Origin of the sequence: Pseudomonas sp. CH235 (assembly GCF_004368175.1) — a bacterium.
Lineage (GTDB): Bacteria > Pseudomonadota > Gammaproteobacteria > Pseudomonadales > Pseudomonadaceae > Aquipseudomonas > Aquipseudomonas paraglycinae.
Genome location: NZ_RRZJ01000001.1, coordinates 338923 through 352978, shown reverse-complemented (window position 1 = coordinate 352978; position 14056 = coordinate 338923). Strand labels below are relative to the sequence as shown.

Below are 14056 nucleotides of genomic sequence, written 5' to 3'. Positions count from 1 at the left end.
CAGGGCTCAGTAGATGTTTTTCGAGAACAGCGTGAAGGGGGTCTTGATAAGGATCTTGATGTCGAGCCACAGCGACCATTGGTTGATGTAGTTGAGGTCCTGGGCGACGCGCAGCTGCATTTTTTCCACGGTCTCGGTTTCGCCACGATGGCCGGTGATCTGAGCCAGGCCGGTGATCCCCGGCTTGAGGCGATGACGGGCCATGTAGGCGCGCACCTTGCCGGTGTAATAAAGGTTGTGGGTGACGGCGTGCGGACGCGGGCCGACCAGGGCCATGCGGCCGGACAGCACATTGAACAGCTGTGGCAATTCGTCGATCGAACTGCGGCGCAGGAAACCACCGATCGGCGTCAGCCGGTCATCGTTGCGGGTGGCCTGTCGTACCTGCTGGTCGTCGTGGACGTGCATCGAGCGAAACTTCCAGACCTTGATCACTTCGCCGTTGCAACCGTGACGGTTCTGCTTGAACAGCACCGGGCCGGCGGAGGTCAGCTTGACGGCGATGGCCACCACCAACAGCACCGGGCTGAGCAGAATAATCGCCAGGGCGGCGAGGCTTCGCTCAAACAGATCCTTGCAAAACAGGCTGGCAGGGTGCGAGCTGATCAGGCTCTCGTTGAGGTAGATGGCCGGCATCCGCTCGATTTCCGAGATCGAATGGTTGAGCAACACCATGCTGCCGAAATCCGGGATCCACACCACGTCGACGTTCATGTCCAGCAGGTCGATGTAGAGGGCTTCGATGGTGGCGGCATGGGCCATCGGCAGCACGATATAGACGCGGCGCACTTCCTGGCCCGTGATGATCTCGCGGATGGCGGAAACGTGGCCGAGCAACGGCAGAATGCTGGGGGCAGGGCCGCAGCTGTCCTCGGCGGCAATGAATCCCAGCACCAGCGCGCGGTTCGGTCGGGACAGTTTTTTCGCCAGTTCATGGGCCGTCGGGCAGGTACCGATGATCACCGAACGGCGCCCGTTGCAGACCTTGCGCGAGTACAGGCGGGCCAGGTAATGCAGGGGCAGAAAGCTCAAGGCCTGAACCATGAAACCCAGCACCGCCCAGACCATGATCACCTGGCGTGAATAAATGGCGCTGGTCTGGGTGAAGAACGCAATTGCTGCCAGTACGGCCAGCAGGGTCAACCACCCGGCCAGCAACCTGCCAAGCCCGACCAGCAGGCCATGGCGTTTGTGGTAGACCTGCATCACGCTGTAGATCGGCACCGAGCCGAGCACCGTCAGAATGATCAGGATGCGGTATTCACTGGTCAGACTGCCGACGCGCCACTGCACGAGCAACATCAACAGCGCCGTCACCAGCGACAGCGCGCACAGCCACTGGCCCCAGAACGTCAGGCCTCGGCGGTGTGTCATGTGAGCGGTATAGAGCGAAGTCATGGGCTTAACCTCAAGGCAGCATTCATGCATCAGCGCGAATCGAGCAGGCACGGCGTGCCTCCCGATGGCTTTTCCGTAGCTCGGCGGAGGTGAAGCGAGTAGTGCGTTGGCAGAAGAGGGCGTAGCGGCGGGCGTATGCGCCCGATGGTTACCTGGGCGCGAAATCGTAGTTATAGAACGCCCGGGAATGGTGGTAGCCGTACTTGCGCGCCTTGCGCAGGTCGACCTGATTGAGCACCGTGCCAAAGACCGGCACATGGCTTTGTTGCAACATGGCAATCCCTCGCTGAACCTGGCTGATCGAGGTGCTGTCAGCCTTGACGACATAGATCACCGCATCGGAATGTCTGGCCAGCAACAGCGCGTCACTGATCATCTCCGCAGGAGGTGAGTCGATAATGATGTGGCGATACCTTGATCTGAGCGCCTCGAGCATGCGCGCCATGCGCGGCGAGCTGAGCAAATCCTGTGGCGGCGGCTGAACCGGGTTGAGCGGATCGCCAGGGGACGGCAGGCGTGGCGCAACGAACATATCCAGCGACGGTGGCAAGACCTTCCCGGCCGGCAGCATGTCCAGATTGCCCACTGAAACAATGCAGTCTTCAAGCCTGGCCGTGCCGGCAATGACATTCGCCAGTCCGGGGCTGTCCGGTGGGAAATCGAAGTTCAGCGACAGGGTTGGCTGACGCATGTCGGCATCGATCAGCAACACGCGTTCCAGCGGTGTCAGCGAACTGGCGAGGTTGGTGGCGATGGTGCTTTTGCCCTCGCCGGCAACCGTGGAGGTCACGAGCACCACTTGTGAGGGCTTTTCGCTGCTTTGCAGCATCAGCCAGGTACGCAGGTTGCGAATGGTCTCGGAAAAACGCGGGTTGTCGTTGTCTTCGAAAAGGCGCGCCAGTTGCCGGCGACTTTTTTTCACCACCAACGGCACGACGCTGAGCAGTGGAACATTCAACACGCTCTCGACCGTCTCATCGGTTTTGAAGGTATTGCTCAGACTCTCGAAGAGCAGTGCCAGCCCGACGCCGATGACCGCAGCGATCAGCCCGACGATCCCGACAATCAATGTCTTGCGGGGCTTGCTGGCGTCGACAGGCACAATGGCCGGGTCGACGATGCGCACTTTCGTCGAGTCCATGTCGGCGGTGGCCGTAGTTTCTTTCAGGCGGGTGACGAAGGTTTCATACAGTGCGCGCGTGCTGTCGACTTCACGCTGGAACTCGCGCAACTGGAACTCTTTGCGCGCGATGTCCTGGATTTGCGCCTTGTTGCTGTTGAAGGATTGACGCAGCGACGCTTCACTCGCGGTGGCGAGCTGGTATTGCCGCTCGATACCGGCCACCACTTGCTGCACCTGCAATTGCAGGCTGGTGGTGGCGGTGCGCAACTCGGTTTGTGCGGAAATCAGGCTGGGGTGCTTCGGACCATAGCGGCCCGCCAGTTCATCAACCTTGGCTTGAGCCACAGCGCGATCGGCCTGGAATTTCTGCACCAGGGGATTGCTCAAGACCGCAGGCACGCTGGAGAGCCGGCTCAGATCGCCGTTGCCCAGGGCCTTGGCCTGCCGGTACTCGCTCTCGGCTTCAGCACGGTTGCGCCGGGCGTCGACCATGCGGTTACCGGTCATTTCCAGTTCGTTGGCGCTGATGGTGGCAACACCGCCAACATCCACCAGCCCCTGCTCTTCGCGGTAACCCTGGAGCTTTTTCTCGGCCGCCCGCAGGTTGTCGCGCAGCTTGATCAGACGTGTGTTCATCCAGGCCGTGGTGGTTTGCGACGATTTCTCGCTGGTATCGAGCTGGCTGTCGGTAAAGCCCTGAGCCAGCGCGTTGGCCGCCGCCGCTGCGAGAACAGGGTCTGGCAACTCGACTTCGATTTCGAGCAACTGGCTTTTGCCAACGAACTTGACGCTGGTGTGCAGCATGAGGTTCTGCGTGACCTGGTTGAAAACGTCTGCTTCAGTGAGTGGCTCTTTCTTTTGCGGTAGATATCGACCTAGCCCCGGGATCCATTGATCAAGGTCCAGATCGGCCAGCCATTGGCGCGGAGCAAACCAGGGCTTTGGCTGCTGGCGCGGGTCGGTGACCGGGTGGGTGGTGAGACCGAGTTTTTTCACCGCGCGTTCGGCAAGGTCCCGCGATTGCAGGAGTGCCTGCTGGGTCTGCAGGTAATCAGTGCCGCTGCTGCCTGATTCCTTGACTTGCTGGAAGGACATCAGCGGAGGTGTCTTGTCGTTGAACAGCAGGGTGGTGCTGCCGATGTATTGCGGCGTGATGCTGGAAACTACGGCGGCCGCCAGTGCGCAGCTCAGCAGAACCAGCCAGCCGATGCTCCATTTGGCGCGCCAGATGACCCTCCACAGATTGAGCAGATCCAGGGTGTCCTTGTCTTCGCCGTGCTGAGGATGCAGATGCGCTTGAAGAGGACGTTCGACGTAGTTGCTTGGGCTGTTGTCCATGATCAGAAAAAGCCTTGTGCAATGGAAATGGTATCGCCGGGGGCGATCGTGGTGCTTCGCGTGATGTTGTCGGTCACGGTGGCGCCACCATCGCCGCGCAAGATGGTCACTCGCTTCATCGAGGCCCGTTCGGTCAGGCCACCGCCCAGCGCGATGGCCTTTTCCAGTGTCAGTCCGGGCACGAACGGATAGCTGCCGGGCTTTTTCACTTCGCCATTGATGTAGAACGAGCGGTATTCGATCTGGCTGAGACTGACTTTCGGGTCTATCAGATAACCCTGCTTGAGCCCGTCGACGATGATTTTCTCGACCTGACCGGGGGTCAGTCCCTTGGCGGATATTTCGCCGAGGAACGGGTAGGAAAAGGTGCCGGCATCACTGAGCCGGATCTTTTTCATGCTCAATTCCGGCTCACCGAAAACGATGATTCGCAACACGTCGCCGGCAGCGAGTTTGTATTGCGTATCGGGATCTGCCGCATAGGTGTGGGGCAAGAGAAACAACGCGAACAAAAGGACAAGTGTGCGAGTGTTCATGTCGAGACCCTCTTAAAGGCTGACGTTGAAGCTGATCTGGAACACGTTGCGGGTGAAGCTTTCATTGTCGGCATCGGAATCGTTGTCGCGGTACCGATAGCCCAGTTCGATATCCAGCCAACGGCGCATGGCGTACACCACGGCCAGGTTGTAGTCCTGAAGATTGTCGGTACGGCTTTGGCCTTCGTAGACATAACGCCCGTAACCGGCCTGGGCCACGGTAGTAATCCGTTCAGTCCAGCCGTGACGCCAGCCGACCTGGGTAAACGTCGACTTCACGGCATCCGCGCCGTCGTCACCCTCGGCGAGGGCCTGGCGAGCGACGAAGGTGAATGTCGAATAGGTCCGCGGTTTCCATTGCAGATCGACTTGCCATGTCGGGTTGTCGAGGTCTTTGGATTCACTGTTGTCGAAGTTCTTTTTCTCGTAACCGACGCGGACTTTACCCGTCGTGCGTGCCGTGAAATCCCATACGGCACCGGCCATGACGGCGTCGGATTTACTGCTGCGCGGGCTGTTGGCCTGCTGGTAATCAAAGTCGGTGTGGTTATATTCCACCAGACCCCGCGTGTTGCTGCCGATGCGGTGATACCAGGTGCTCGTCAGGGCAGTGGTATTGCGTTCCTTGTCGTCGTTGATGCCATCGGCGTTGTCGTAGCGCAGTTGTGCGTAACTGGCCCCGAGATCGATTTGGTTGTCAGCGCTTTTCGCCCCGAAGGTGTAGAGACCGCCCACCCGTTTGTTGTTGAGTTTGTCGTTGATGCCTTCGACTGCCGTCGATTACGTGCGCTCCCATTTGCGGTATTCAGCGTCGAGCTTCAGACGATGCCGGTCAGTGAACTCCATGATGCTGTCCGCACGCACGCGTTGTGCCGTGTTCGAGGCATCCGACTCGTCGTGATAAATGTAGCGAGTGGGTTGCCAGATCAGTCGCGTGGCACTGTTGCGATCCTCGGCCTTGAGCTCGAAAGAAGGCGCCAGTTTGGTGACCATGGAGGACTGTTTGCTGTTTTCCAGTTCGCGAAAGTTGTCGTCATAACTTTCCGAAAACAGGAACGATGGCGTGAAGTCGAATCCATACACATCAATGGCTTGCGGATTGATGCTCCAGGCCATTTCGGGATAGAGACAGGCCATCATCAGTGCGACGGGGCATCGTGACTTCAAAGCCATGTTATAGCTCCTGAGCAAGGGCATATAAGGCAAGTCGTTAGTTGTAGGGGTGAAAACCGGCTTGTTGTCGTTCAATCACGCTGAGTGGCAGGCAGACCGGCTGCTCACGGTTGAGAAACTGCAGGAGGATCATCACGCGGTCGGTTCCGTGCAATCCGAGGAACACGCCCTCCAGTGGCGCGAGCGGGCCGCTGACGATCTGCAGATTCTCTCCGGGTTTCAGCGCTTCATCCGGCTCCGACAACGTTGATTCGAGGCAACGTGCACGCAGGTGTTCGATGACGTGCTCGGCCACTGTTGCGGGACCATGGTTGAATTCGACGAAACGACTGACTCCCCGAGTAGAGCGCAAGGGTGCCCAGTTGTCGTCACGACTGAGTTGGATGAACAAGTATCCGGGAAAGAGGGATTCCTGGACTCGCTGTCGTTTCCCGCGAATGACGCGTTCACTGACGAGTTGGGGGTGAAAGACCACGTAATTCTGTTGCAGCAGGTTGAGGTGGGCACGCTCATCCTGACGTGGCTTGCATTGTAAAAGGTACCAATTAGGTTGGTCCGAGCTGATGACTGGCATGCTTGTAAACTCTTTGATGATCGAAAGTTTATGGCAGGCAGAAGCTCTATTGAGGGCTAAGTAAGGGCAGTCAGCGGAAGTATTTTTTTTATTATGGGTTTGTGAAGTGTTTCAATGTTGAATCACAAAGTGTTTCATTGGTGTGCATCGAGCAGTGAAGTTTTGCTCTGTTATGCGGCACCTCTGGAGGAATTATCGGTTCAACTTTTTAGAAGGCAAAGCTACCGCACGGTCTGTTCATGCAGGCTTAAGGTTAGGTAACTAAGTAGTTGTCCCTGAAGCGACAGGGCGCGAGTAAGTGATTGCTCGCGCCCTGTAAAAAATCAACCTTGGTAGTTATCGGCCAGACTTTACGGTCTGTCAAACGTTAGCAGTCAAAAAACACGCCATCCATCCAGTAATGGTTCTACCGATGGATAACCAACTGTTTTTTAATGACTTATTCTTTTGGCTGAACGGTAGAAACTTTTTCTGCCTGTTATGGTCGCGACTATTATTTAGATCGAAAGCTTTCCCCACTATTGGGTGCTGTTATAAAGCCTGGACTGAATAAGTCATCCAGCGCTATAACTTATCGCCTGTCGGCTTGTGTGGAGCAGGGATTATGACCGTTCTTGTTACAGGCGCTGCGGGCTTTATCGGGTATCACGCGGTCAAACGATTGGTGCAGCAAGGCCAGGAAGTTGTCGGTATCGACAACCTTAACGATTACTACAGTGTGGATCTCAAACAGGCGCGGCTTGAACAGTTGAGCGGTCTGCAGAGTTTCAGTTTTGAAACACTGGATATTGTCGACAAGCCTGCCTTGATGGCGTTATTCAAAGCGCACGATTTCACCGAGGTGGTGCATTTGGCCGCTCAGGCGGGTGTGCGCTATTCGCTCGACAACCCGGATGCCTATGCGCAATCGAACCTGGTGGGGTTTCTGAATGTGCTGGAAGCCTGCCGACATTATCCGCCCGCGCATCTGGTCTACGCGTCGAGCAGCTCGGTATATGGGGCCAACAGCAAGTTGCCATACAGCGTCGATGATGCGGTCGAGCACCCTGTATCGCTTTATGCCGCCACCAAGCGAGCCAATGAGCTTCTCGCCGACAGCTACTGCCATCTTTACGGCTTGAAGGCCAGCGGCCTGCGCTTTTTCACGGTTTACGGGCCCTGGGGCAGGCCGGATATGGCGCTGTTCAAATTTACCGAAGCCATTCTTCAGGGACGACCGATCGACATCTACAACCAGGGTCAGATGGCGCGGGACTTTACTTACGTCGATGACGTTGTCGAAAGCATCGTCCGCCTGTGTCCGAAACCGCCAGCGCCGGAGAAGGAGGCGAGTGGCGTCAACCGGATTTTCAACCTGGGGCGCGGCAAACCGGTCGCGTTACTGGATTTCGTCGACTGCCTCGAGCAGGCACTGGGCATAAAAGCCCAGCGCAATCTGTTGCCGATGCAGGCAGGCGATGTCATCAAGACCTGGGCTGATGTTTCGGCATTGGAACAATGGATCGGGTTTTCTCCACGAGTGGAAGTTGCAGAGGGTGTGGCGCAGTTTGTGAGTTGGTATCGCCAGTACTATCGGATTTGAGCGGCGCTTTATGCTCCTGGACTACGGTCATGAGCCGAGACCCACCCGGTTGTTGCGCATGATCGAAAAATTAAGCGCTGCAGCGACACACAGCCAGGCCAGATAAGGAAACAGGATCAACCCGGTGATCACATCCAGGCGCAGGGCCAGGACCACCATCACGGCGACGACCAACCACAACAGCACGAGAATGATCATCGCGGCAACGATCCGCTGCGCACCGAAAAACACCGGCGTCCACAGCGTGTTCAGGGCAATCTGCGCCGCCCACAACGCCAGGACCATTTCGCTGCCGGGAATCATCGTCAAACGGTAACCGACCCAGGCCAGCAGTAGATAGATCGTCGTCCACGCCACCGGAAACACCCAGTTGGGTGGGGTGAACTTCGGTTTGTTGAGCTGCGCGTACCATTGGCCGGGCTTGAAAACCATGCCGGTGGTGGCCGCTGCACCGCAGGCGATCAGAAAAATCAGGAAATTCACCATTTATCACTCCTTGGCCGCAGCCAGTCTGCCTGGTTTATTCCGCCGCAGCGGTCGTTCATTCGGATCTTGAGCACATCAGTTCACTGACCCGCGCCACCAGCGTGTCGACCGCGAAAGGTTTGGTCAGCACCTGCATGCCGGGCCCCAACTGGCCGGCGCCGATCACTGCGTTTTCTGCGTATCCGGTAATGAAAAGTGTCGTCAGATTCGGCCGGATCTCTCTCCCGGCGTCTGCCAGTTGTCGGCCGTTCATGCCACCCGGCAGGCCGACGTCGGTGATCAGCAAGTCGATATGCACATTCGATTGCAGCACCTTCAGCCCGGCGACGCTGTCGCCTGCTTCGAGCAAGTTGTAGCCGAGATCGCCAAGCACTTCGGTCAACAAGGCTCGCACGGTCGGTTCATCGTCCACCACCAGAATGGTCTCGCTGGCCTTGGGTACTACCGCCGGCGCGTTATGCTTGTCATCGTGATTCTGCACGGGATCGCCACGGTGACGAGGCAGGTAGATGCACATCGTGGTGCCCCGATCGACCTGCGAGTGCACGCGCACCTGACCGCCGGACTGTTTGGCAAACCCGTAGATCATCGACAAGCCCAGCCCCGTGCCCTGGCCCAGCGGCTTGGTGGTAAAGAACGGGTCAAAGGCCTTGGCGATCACATCCGCCGACATGCCGGTGCCGGTATCGCTGACGCACAGGCACACATATTCACCCTCGGGCATATCCAGCGCGCCGGCGGTCTCGGCGTCCATGATGCGATTGGCCGTTTCGATGGTAATGCGTCCGCCGTCGGGCATCGCATCGCGGGCATTGATGCACAGGTTGAGCAATGCGTTTTCCAGCTGACTGGCATCCACCAGTGTCGGCCAGAGCACCGGCGAGCCAATGGTTTCCAGAAGAATGCTCGGGCCCACGGTGCGCTGGATCAGTTCGGTCATGCCGGTCATCAGCATGTTGACGTCGGTGGGTCGCGGATCGAGGGTCTGGCGTCTGGAGAACGCCAGCAGGCGGTGGGTGAGGGCGGCGGCACGCTTGACCGCGCCCTGTGCGGTGACCATGTATTTGTCGACTTCGCTCAACCGGCCCTGACTGATCCGCGTACTCATCAATTCCAGTGCACCGGAAACGCCGGCCAGCAAATTGTTGAAGTCATGAGCCAGGCCTCCGGTCAGTTGGCCGACCGCTTCCATCTTTTGCGACTGACGCAGTTTTTCCTCCGCTTGCATCAACTCGGCGGTGCGCGCTGACACCCGTTGTTCGAGTGTGTCGTTGAGCGCACGCAAGGCGGCGATAGCCCCGTCGCGCTCTGCCTCGACGGTGCGGCGTTCCTCGACGTCGATCAGTACGCCGGGGAAGCGCAGTGGTTTGTTGTCATCGGCACACTCAACGCGACCGTTGGCTTCGATCCACTGGTATCTGCCGTCCGCGCGGCGCACACGGTACTGATGGGAATAGGCGCCACCGCGGCCAATGGCTTCGTCGATCGCCGTGGTCAGGCTATCGCGGTCGTCGGGGTGCACGCTGGTGATCACCTGTTCGAGGCTGAGGCCTTCGCGCCCCAGACTCGGGTCGAGGTTGAACACCTGGGCGAAGCCTTCGTCGATGGCAAAACGGTCGGTCAGCAGATCCCAGTGCCAGGTGCCGATAATGGCGCCGGCGGCGAGGGCCAGTTGCACGCGCTCGACGTTCTCCCGGGCGATCGCCTCACTGGCGCGCAAGCGCTCCTCGGCGTCGCGCCGTTCGGTGACGTCGTTGAACAGGATCGCGATCTGCCGGTCGGCCGGATCGCCGACCCGCACGGCACGCACATCGAACCAGCGTTCGAAGGTATTGGCGTAATTCTCGAAGTTCGCCGGCTCCCCGGTCTTGGCCACATGGCCGTAGGTTTCGAACCAGAAGCGCTCAAGATTGGGCGCGAATTCGGTCACCCATTTACCGCGCAGGTTGACCCCGCACTGGCGCTCGAACGCCGGGTTGGCTTCAACGAAGTAGTAGTCGACAGGCTCGTCGTTGGCGTCGAATTTGACTTTGACGATGGCAAACGCCGACTCGATGGTTTCCAGAATGGTGCTGAAACGCTCTTCACTCTCGCGCAACGCCGTTTCGGCACTGCGCGAGCGCGTGAGGTCAAGCATCGCGCCGATCATGCGTTCGGCCTTGCCGGATTGATTGCGGATCAAGTGACCTCGATCGAGCACCTCGGCATAGGAGCCATCCTGACAGCAGAATCGATACTCCGCGCTCCATGTCGTGCCGTCGCCATCGATGGCGGCGCGGATCGATGTCAGCACCCGCGCCTGATCTTGAGGATGGATCCGCGCGAACCGCCAGTCGCCACTGGGATCAACGTTCTCCAGCGCGAAACCGTACGCCTGTTGCAACGCCTGGTTCCAGATGATCTGGTTGGTTTGCAGGTCCCAGTCCCACACCGCATCGCTGGTCGCCATGACGGCCAGTCGATAGCGTTCCTTGGTTTCAATTATGGCGCGCCCGAACAGATGTTCCTGAGTACGGTCGCGGAGAATTTTCACGAAGCCCAAATGAGTCTGGTCTTCATCGTAGAGCGGCATCAGCTCGCCAGAGGCCCAGAATCGCTCGCCGTCCTTGCGCAAATGCCATCGCTCATCGTAGGCACGGCCTTCGACAAGGGCGCGCTGCATTTCCTGTTCGACGCGGCCGGCGGCGCGGTCTTCAGGGGTGAAAAAGCAGGATGCGCTCTGACCGCGAACCTCTTCGGCGGACCAGCCCAGCACGTTGGTCGCGCCGCAGTTCCATTCCGTGATGTATCCGCCAAGGTCAGTGACGACCATCGCGAAATCCACTGCACTCTCGAAAACCGCCCGCTGCCGCGCCTCACTACGAGCGAGCGCGGCCTGACTGGCTTGCAGTCGCGCCGTGATGTCGCGCTCATCGTCGGCTTCAGTGCTCTGCAAGGCGGCGCGTAATCGCTTGACCTCGGACTCGAGCGCTTCGCGACTAAGGTGTTTGAGGGTGTCCATCTCGCCTTCTTGGTTGAATTTTTCAGGGGCCGATTCAGAGTGTCGGGCATGCCCGACAGGTGCCGTCAATATCGGGAAGCGTTGTGGCTGCTGATCCGTTGACAGGTTGCTTCGTCGTTAAGTTTCACTGATGGAGCAAGGTCGTTTTGGGTGAACGCTGATTTCAAATCGATTCGCTGTCATCCAGGCGGGCCAGCAACGACTGGCCGCGTTGCCACAGTGCCTCTTGCTTGGCCTGCGGCATGCGGTCGAGGTTCCTGTACATCATGGCCATGCGCTGATTGCCGCGCAGCAGTTCGCCGTGGCGCATCAGGAAATGCCAATACAACGAGTTGAACGGGCAGGCATTGTCCGCCGTGCTTTCGCTGACCTTGTACGCGCAACCGCGGCAGTAATCCGACATGCGATTGATGTACTGGCCGCTGGCGCAATAGGGTTTGGAACCGAGATAACCGCCATCGGCGTGCATGACCATGCCCAGCGTGTTGGGCAGCTCGACCCAATCAAAGGCGTCCATGTAGATCGCCAGATACCACTCGCAGATCTGGCTCGGCGCGATGCCGGCGAGCAGGGCGAAGTTGCCGGTGACCATCAGCCGCTGAATGTGATGCGCGTAGGCGTGTTGCAAACTTTGCCCGATGGCGTGGCGCATGCAGTTCATTTGCGTGTCGCCGGTCCAGTAGAACTCGGGCAGCGGCCGGGTGTTGCCAAACGAGTTGCCCAGTGCGTAATCAGGCATCTTCAGCCAGTACACGCCCCGCACGTATTCACGCCAGCCGATCAATTGCCGGATGAAGCCTTCGGCAGCATTGAGCGCAATGCTGCCGGACCAGTACGCCGACTCCACGTCGCTGCACAATTGGCGCAGATCCAGCAGGCCGATGTTGAGTGCTGCGCTGACGCGTGCGTGGAACAGGAACGGCTCATCACTGGCCATGGCGTCCTGGTAATCGCCAAACCCGGCCAGACCGTAATCGAGAAAGTACGCCCAAAGAGCCTGCGCATCGGCATGGGTGACGGGATAGTTGAAGTCATCGAGCGCACCGTAGTGCTGGCTGAAACGCGCCTTGACCAGTGCCAATACTTCGCTGGTGATTGCGTCGTTGCTGAAGCGCGCCGGGTAGGGTGCCTTCACGCCTTTGGGCAGGGCCTTGCGATTCTCGGCATCGAAGTTCCATGCGCCACCCACCGGCGAGCCGTCGCCATTGAGCAACAACCGGCTCTTGCGACGCATCTCCCGGTAGAAAAACTCCATTCGCAGTTGTTTCTTGCCCTTGGCCCAAGCGGCGAACTCTTCGCGACCGCACAGAAAACGCGTATCGGCGTGCCAGTGAATTGGCAAACCGCATTCCTTCATCGATTGCTCCAGCCGCCAGTCGCCACACTCGGTGACGTGCACTTCTTCGGCCTGCAACAGCGTTTGCCATCGATGTAATTCACCCGGCACCGAACCGCTGTTATCCGAATCATCCAGCCTGACGTATTCAACACGCACACCCTGATCCCGCAACGCCTGGGCGAAATGGCGCATGGCGCTGAAGATCAGGGCAATCTTCTGCGGGTGGTGGGGCACGTGGCTGGCTTCTTCCATGACCTCAACCAGCAACACCGTGTCGCGCTCGGCATCGAGTGCCTGTAAGGAAGCCAGGTCGAACGATAACTGGTCGCCCAGTACCAGGCACAAGCGGCGGGTAGTGTCCATTTTACGGTTCATTGGCTTGCTTCGGCGCCCTGGCGGCGGAAGAACAAGGTCACCTGGCCGACTTCCACACCGAACTTGGACATGCTGGTGCGGTTGATCAACGTGTCCTCGTCCATCAGGTACATCCAGTCGTCCATGCTCATTTCATAGGTCGAATCGTCGACCGGTACATTGAGGCGATAACGCCAGTGAAATGTGTTGCCAGCCACTTGGCCTTGGGCAACCCCTACGACATCACCGGCGCGACCACTCCAGCGTCCCTGGCCCTCGGGCGTCAATGTCCATACGCGGTGCTGGCGGGTGCCATCGCTGTACAGAAAACGCTCGTCGAGAATCAGGTTGTTGCCTTCGCGACGGCTGACAATGTTGACTTCGAAGCGCTTGGTCACTTCGCCGCCGCGCTTCTGAAACATTCCCCAGGCCTTGACGGGCTGGCTGAAAAAACGCTGCAGATCGAGTGCCGGTTGTTGATCGGCATAGTGGGTGACATCCACGCTGGTGCAGCTTGCGATGCTGAGTAGCAGTGTCAGTAACAGCACTAATCGAGTCATTGCTTTACTCCCTGATGGCAGAGGGGGTCGAGGGACCGCGCTGGAGAGGGTTTCTTATACGCCATGAAGCGCGCGTACAGGGTTGCGGCCGTCTAATTTCGCTTTCCCGCTGCAGTGTTGCGCGACATGGCGGATCAGCACCCCAAATAATTGTACGAGGACGGTATTTCTGTATAGGTTTTGTTCACGATAGGCGGAAAAAAGCCACCTGACAATCAAGCGGCAATTTTTTCGCGCAAATGCGCAGAACCGACATCACAAGTTGAAGGCTTGCCTGGGTAGCGGGGAGAGGGCGCGAATAGTGTTCACTGTGGTTTGCGGTGCTGTCGCCAGCAGGCGGAAAAAGGCCCGGATTCCTCCGGGCCAGTCATGCACATCAGTGCGAATCGGCCTCGCTCGCAGCCTCGGCAGCGGATCTTTCCCTGCGCCTCTGGAGCCAACTGTAGAACGCATGCACGGGATGAAGGACGGCGGTGAGTACGCCGAGCAGCAGGATGGTGAAAAGGATGATCAGTGGGATGCTTTCGTGCGAGAACATGGTGGGTTACTCCTGTAGTCACTATGTCGTAACCCGCAGACTAGACGCATCGAA

Annotated in this window: 12 protein-coding genes; 1 reads left to right on the top strand and 11 read right to left on the bottom strand. The window is 58.6% G+C overall.

Annotation, left to right across the window (positions count from 1 at the left end):
- Positions 1–6: 6 nt before the first annotated feature.
- The 6 genes from EIY71_RS01425 to rfaH all read right to left on the bottom strand — a co-directional run bounded on the left by EIY71_RS01425 (position 7) and on the right by rfaH (position 6142).
- Positions 7–1398 carry an undecaprenyl-phosphate glucose phosphotransferase gene (locus EIY71_RS01425; RefSeq protein ID WP_129972912.1) on the bottom strand — a complete coding sequence of 464 codons (1392 nt, stop codon included), beginning with the start codon at positions 1396–1398 and terminating at the stop codon, positions 7–9.
- Positions 1399–1546: 148 nt separating this feature from the next.
- Positions 1547–3859: a Wzz/FepE/Etk N-terminal domain-containing protein gene (locus tag EIY71_RS01420; RefSeq protein WP_085745620.1), complete on the bottom strand. Its 2313-nt coding sequence runs from the start codon at positions 3857–3859 to the stop codon at positions 1547–1549.
- A gap of 2 nt (positions 3860–3861) precedes the next feature.
- The gene (locus tag EIY71_RS01415; protein WP_085745621.1) at positions 3862–4395 is read right to left on the bottom strand and encodes a polysaccharide biosynthesis/export family protein; all 534 of its coding nucleotides are present in this window, start codon (positions 4393–4395) and stop codon (positions 3862–3864) included.
- A 12-nt stretch (positions 4396–4407) separates the two neighbouring features.
- Positions 4408–5157 (bottom strand): outer membrane beta-barrel protein, encoded by a 750-nt coding sequence (locus EIY71_RS28720; RefSeq protein WP_372239279.1) that lies wholly within the window; start codon positions 5155–5157, stop codon positions 4408–4410.
- An 18-nt stretch (positions 5158–5175) separates the two neighbouring features.
- On the bottom strand, positions 5176–5568 hold the full coding sequence (locus EIY71_RS28715) for a hypothetical protein (RefSeq protein ID WP_256661067.1): 393 nt from the start codon (positions 5566–5568) through the stop codon (positions 5176–5178).
- Between the two features lie 37 nt (positions 5569–5605).
- The gene (rfaH, locus tag EIY71_RS01405; protein ID WP_085745622.1) at positions 5606–6142 is read right to left on the bottom strand and encodes a transcription/translation regulatory transformer protein RfaH; all 537 of its coding nucleotides are present in this window, start codon (positions 6140–6142) and stop codon (positions 5606–5608) included.
- Positions 6143–6746: 604 nt separating this feature from the next.
- Between rfaH and EIY71_RS01400 the strand changes: the two genes are divergently transcribed.
- Positions 6747–7724, top strand: a complete 978-nt coding sequence (locus tag EIY71_RS01400) for an NAD-dependent epimerase (RefSeq protein ID WP_085745623.1) — start codon at positions 6747–6749, stop codon at positions 7722–7724.
- Positions 7725–7751: 27 nt separating this feature from the next.
- On the opposite strand, the gene EIY71_RS01395 is transcribed toward EIY71_RS01400, so the two are convergent.
- The 5 genes from EIY71_RS01395 to EIY71_RS28505 all read right to left on the bottom strand — a co-directional run bounded on the left by EIY71_RS01395 (position 7752) and on the right by EIY71_RS28505 (position 14002).
- Entirely contained in the window at positions 7752–8207 is a 456-nt protein-coding gene (locus EIY71_RS01395) for a TspO/MBR family protein (RefSeq protein ID WP_085745856.1), read from the bottom strand.
- A 58-nt stretch (positions 8208–8265) separates the two neighbouring features.
- Positions 8266–11211 carry a hybrid sensor histidine kinase/response regulator gene (locus EIY71_RS01390; protein ID WP_134020120.1) on the bottom strand — a complete coding sequence of 982 codons (2946 nt, stop codon included), beginning with the start codon at positions 11209–11211 and terminating at the stop codon, positions 8266–8268.
- Positions 11212–11374: 163 nt separating this feature from the next.
- Complete coding sequence (locus EIY71_RS01385) at positions 11375–12913, bottom strand: cryptochrome/photolyase family protein (RefSeq protein ID WP_134020118.1); 1539 nt, start codon at positions 12911–12913, stop codon at positions 11375–11377.
- Between the two features lie 8 nt (positions 12914–12921).
- Positions 12922–13464 carry a DUF3833 domain-containing protein gene (locus EIY71_RS01380; RefSeq protein ID WP_134020115.1) on the bottom strand — a complete coding sequence of 181 codons (543 nt, stop codon included), beginning with the start codon at positions 13462–13464 and terminating at the stop codon, positions 12922–12924.
- Between the two features lie 376 nt (positions 13465–13840).
- Complete coding sequence (locus EIY71_RS28505; RefSeq protein ID WP_165369533.1) at positions 13841–14002, bottom strand: hypothetical protein; 162 nt, start codon at positions 14000–14002, stop codon at positions 13841–13843.
- Positions 14003–14056: the final 54 nt, after the last annotated feature.

Excerpts from the sequence above, each read along its gene's own strand:
- EIY71_RS01425 (WP_129972912.1), bottom strand. The coding sequence starts at position 1,398 with ATGACTTCGCTCTATACCGCTCACATGACACACCGCCGAGGCCTGACG.
- EIY71_RS01420 (WP_085745620.1), bottom strand. The coding sequence starts at position 3,859 with ATGGACAACAGCCCAAGCAACTACGTCGAACGTCCTCTTCAAGCGCAT.
- EIY71_RS01415 (WP_085745621.1), bottom strand. The coding sequence starts at position 4,395 with ATGAACACTCGCACACTTGTCCTTTTGTTCGCGTTGTTTCTCTTGCCC.
- EIY71_RS28715 (WP_256661067.1), bottom strand. The coding sequence starts at position 5,568 with ATGGCTTTGAAGTCACGATGCCCCGTCGCACTGATGATGGCCTGTCTC.
- rfaH (WP_085745622.1), bottom strand. The coding sequence starts at position 6,142 with ATGCCAGTCATCAGCTCGGACCAACCTAATTGGTACCTTTTACAATGC.
- EIY71_RS01400 (WP_085745623.1), top strand. The coding sequence starts at position 6,747 with ATGACCGTTCTTGTTACAGGCGCTGCGGGCTTTATCGGGTATCACGCG.
- EIY71_RS01390 (WP_134020120.1), bottom strand. The coding sequence starts at position 11,211 with ATGGACACCCTCAAACACCTTAGTCGCGAAGCGCTCGAGTCCGAGGTC.
- EIY71_RS01385 (WP_134020118.1), bottom strand. The coding sequence starts at position 12,913 with ATGGACACTACCCGCCGCTTGTGCCTGGTACTGGGCGACCAGTTATCG.
- EIY71_RS01380 (WP_134020115.1), bottom strand. The coding sequence starts at position 13,464 with ATGACTCGATTAGTGCTGTTACTGACACTGCTACTCAGCATCGCAAGC.
- EIY71_RS28505 (WP_165369533.1), bottom strand. The coding sequence starts at position 14,002 with ATGTTCTCGCACGAAAGCATCCCACTGATCATCCTTTTCACCATCCTG.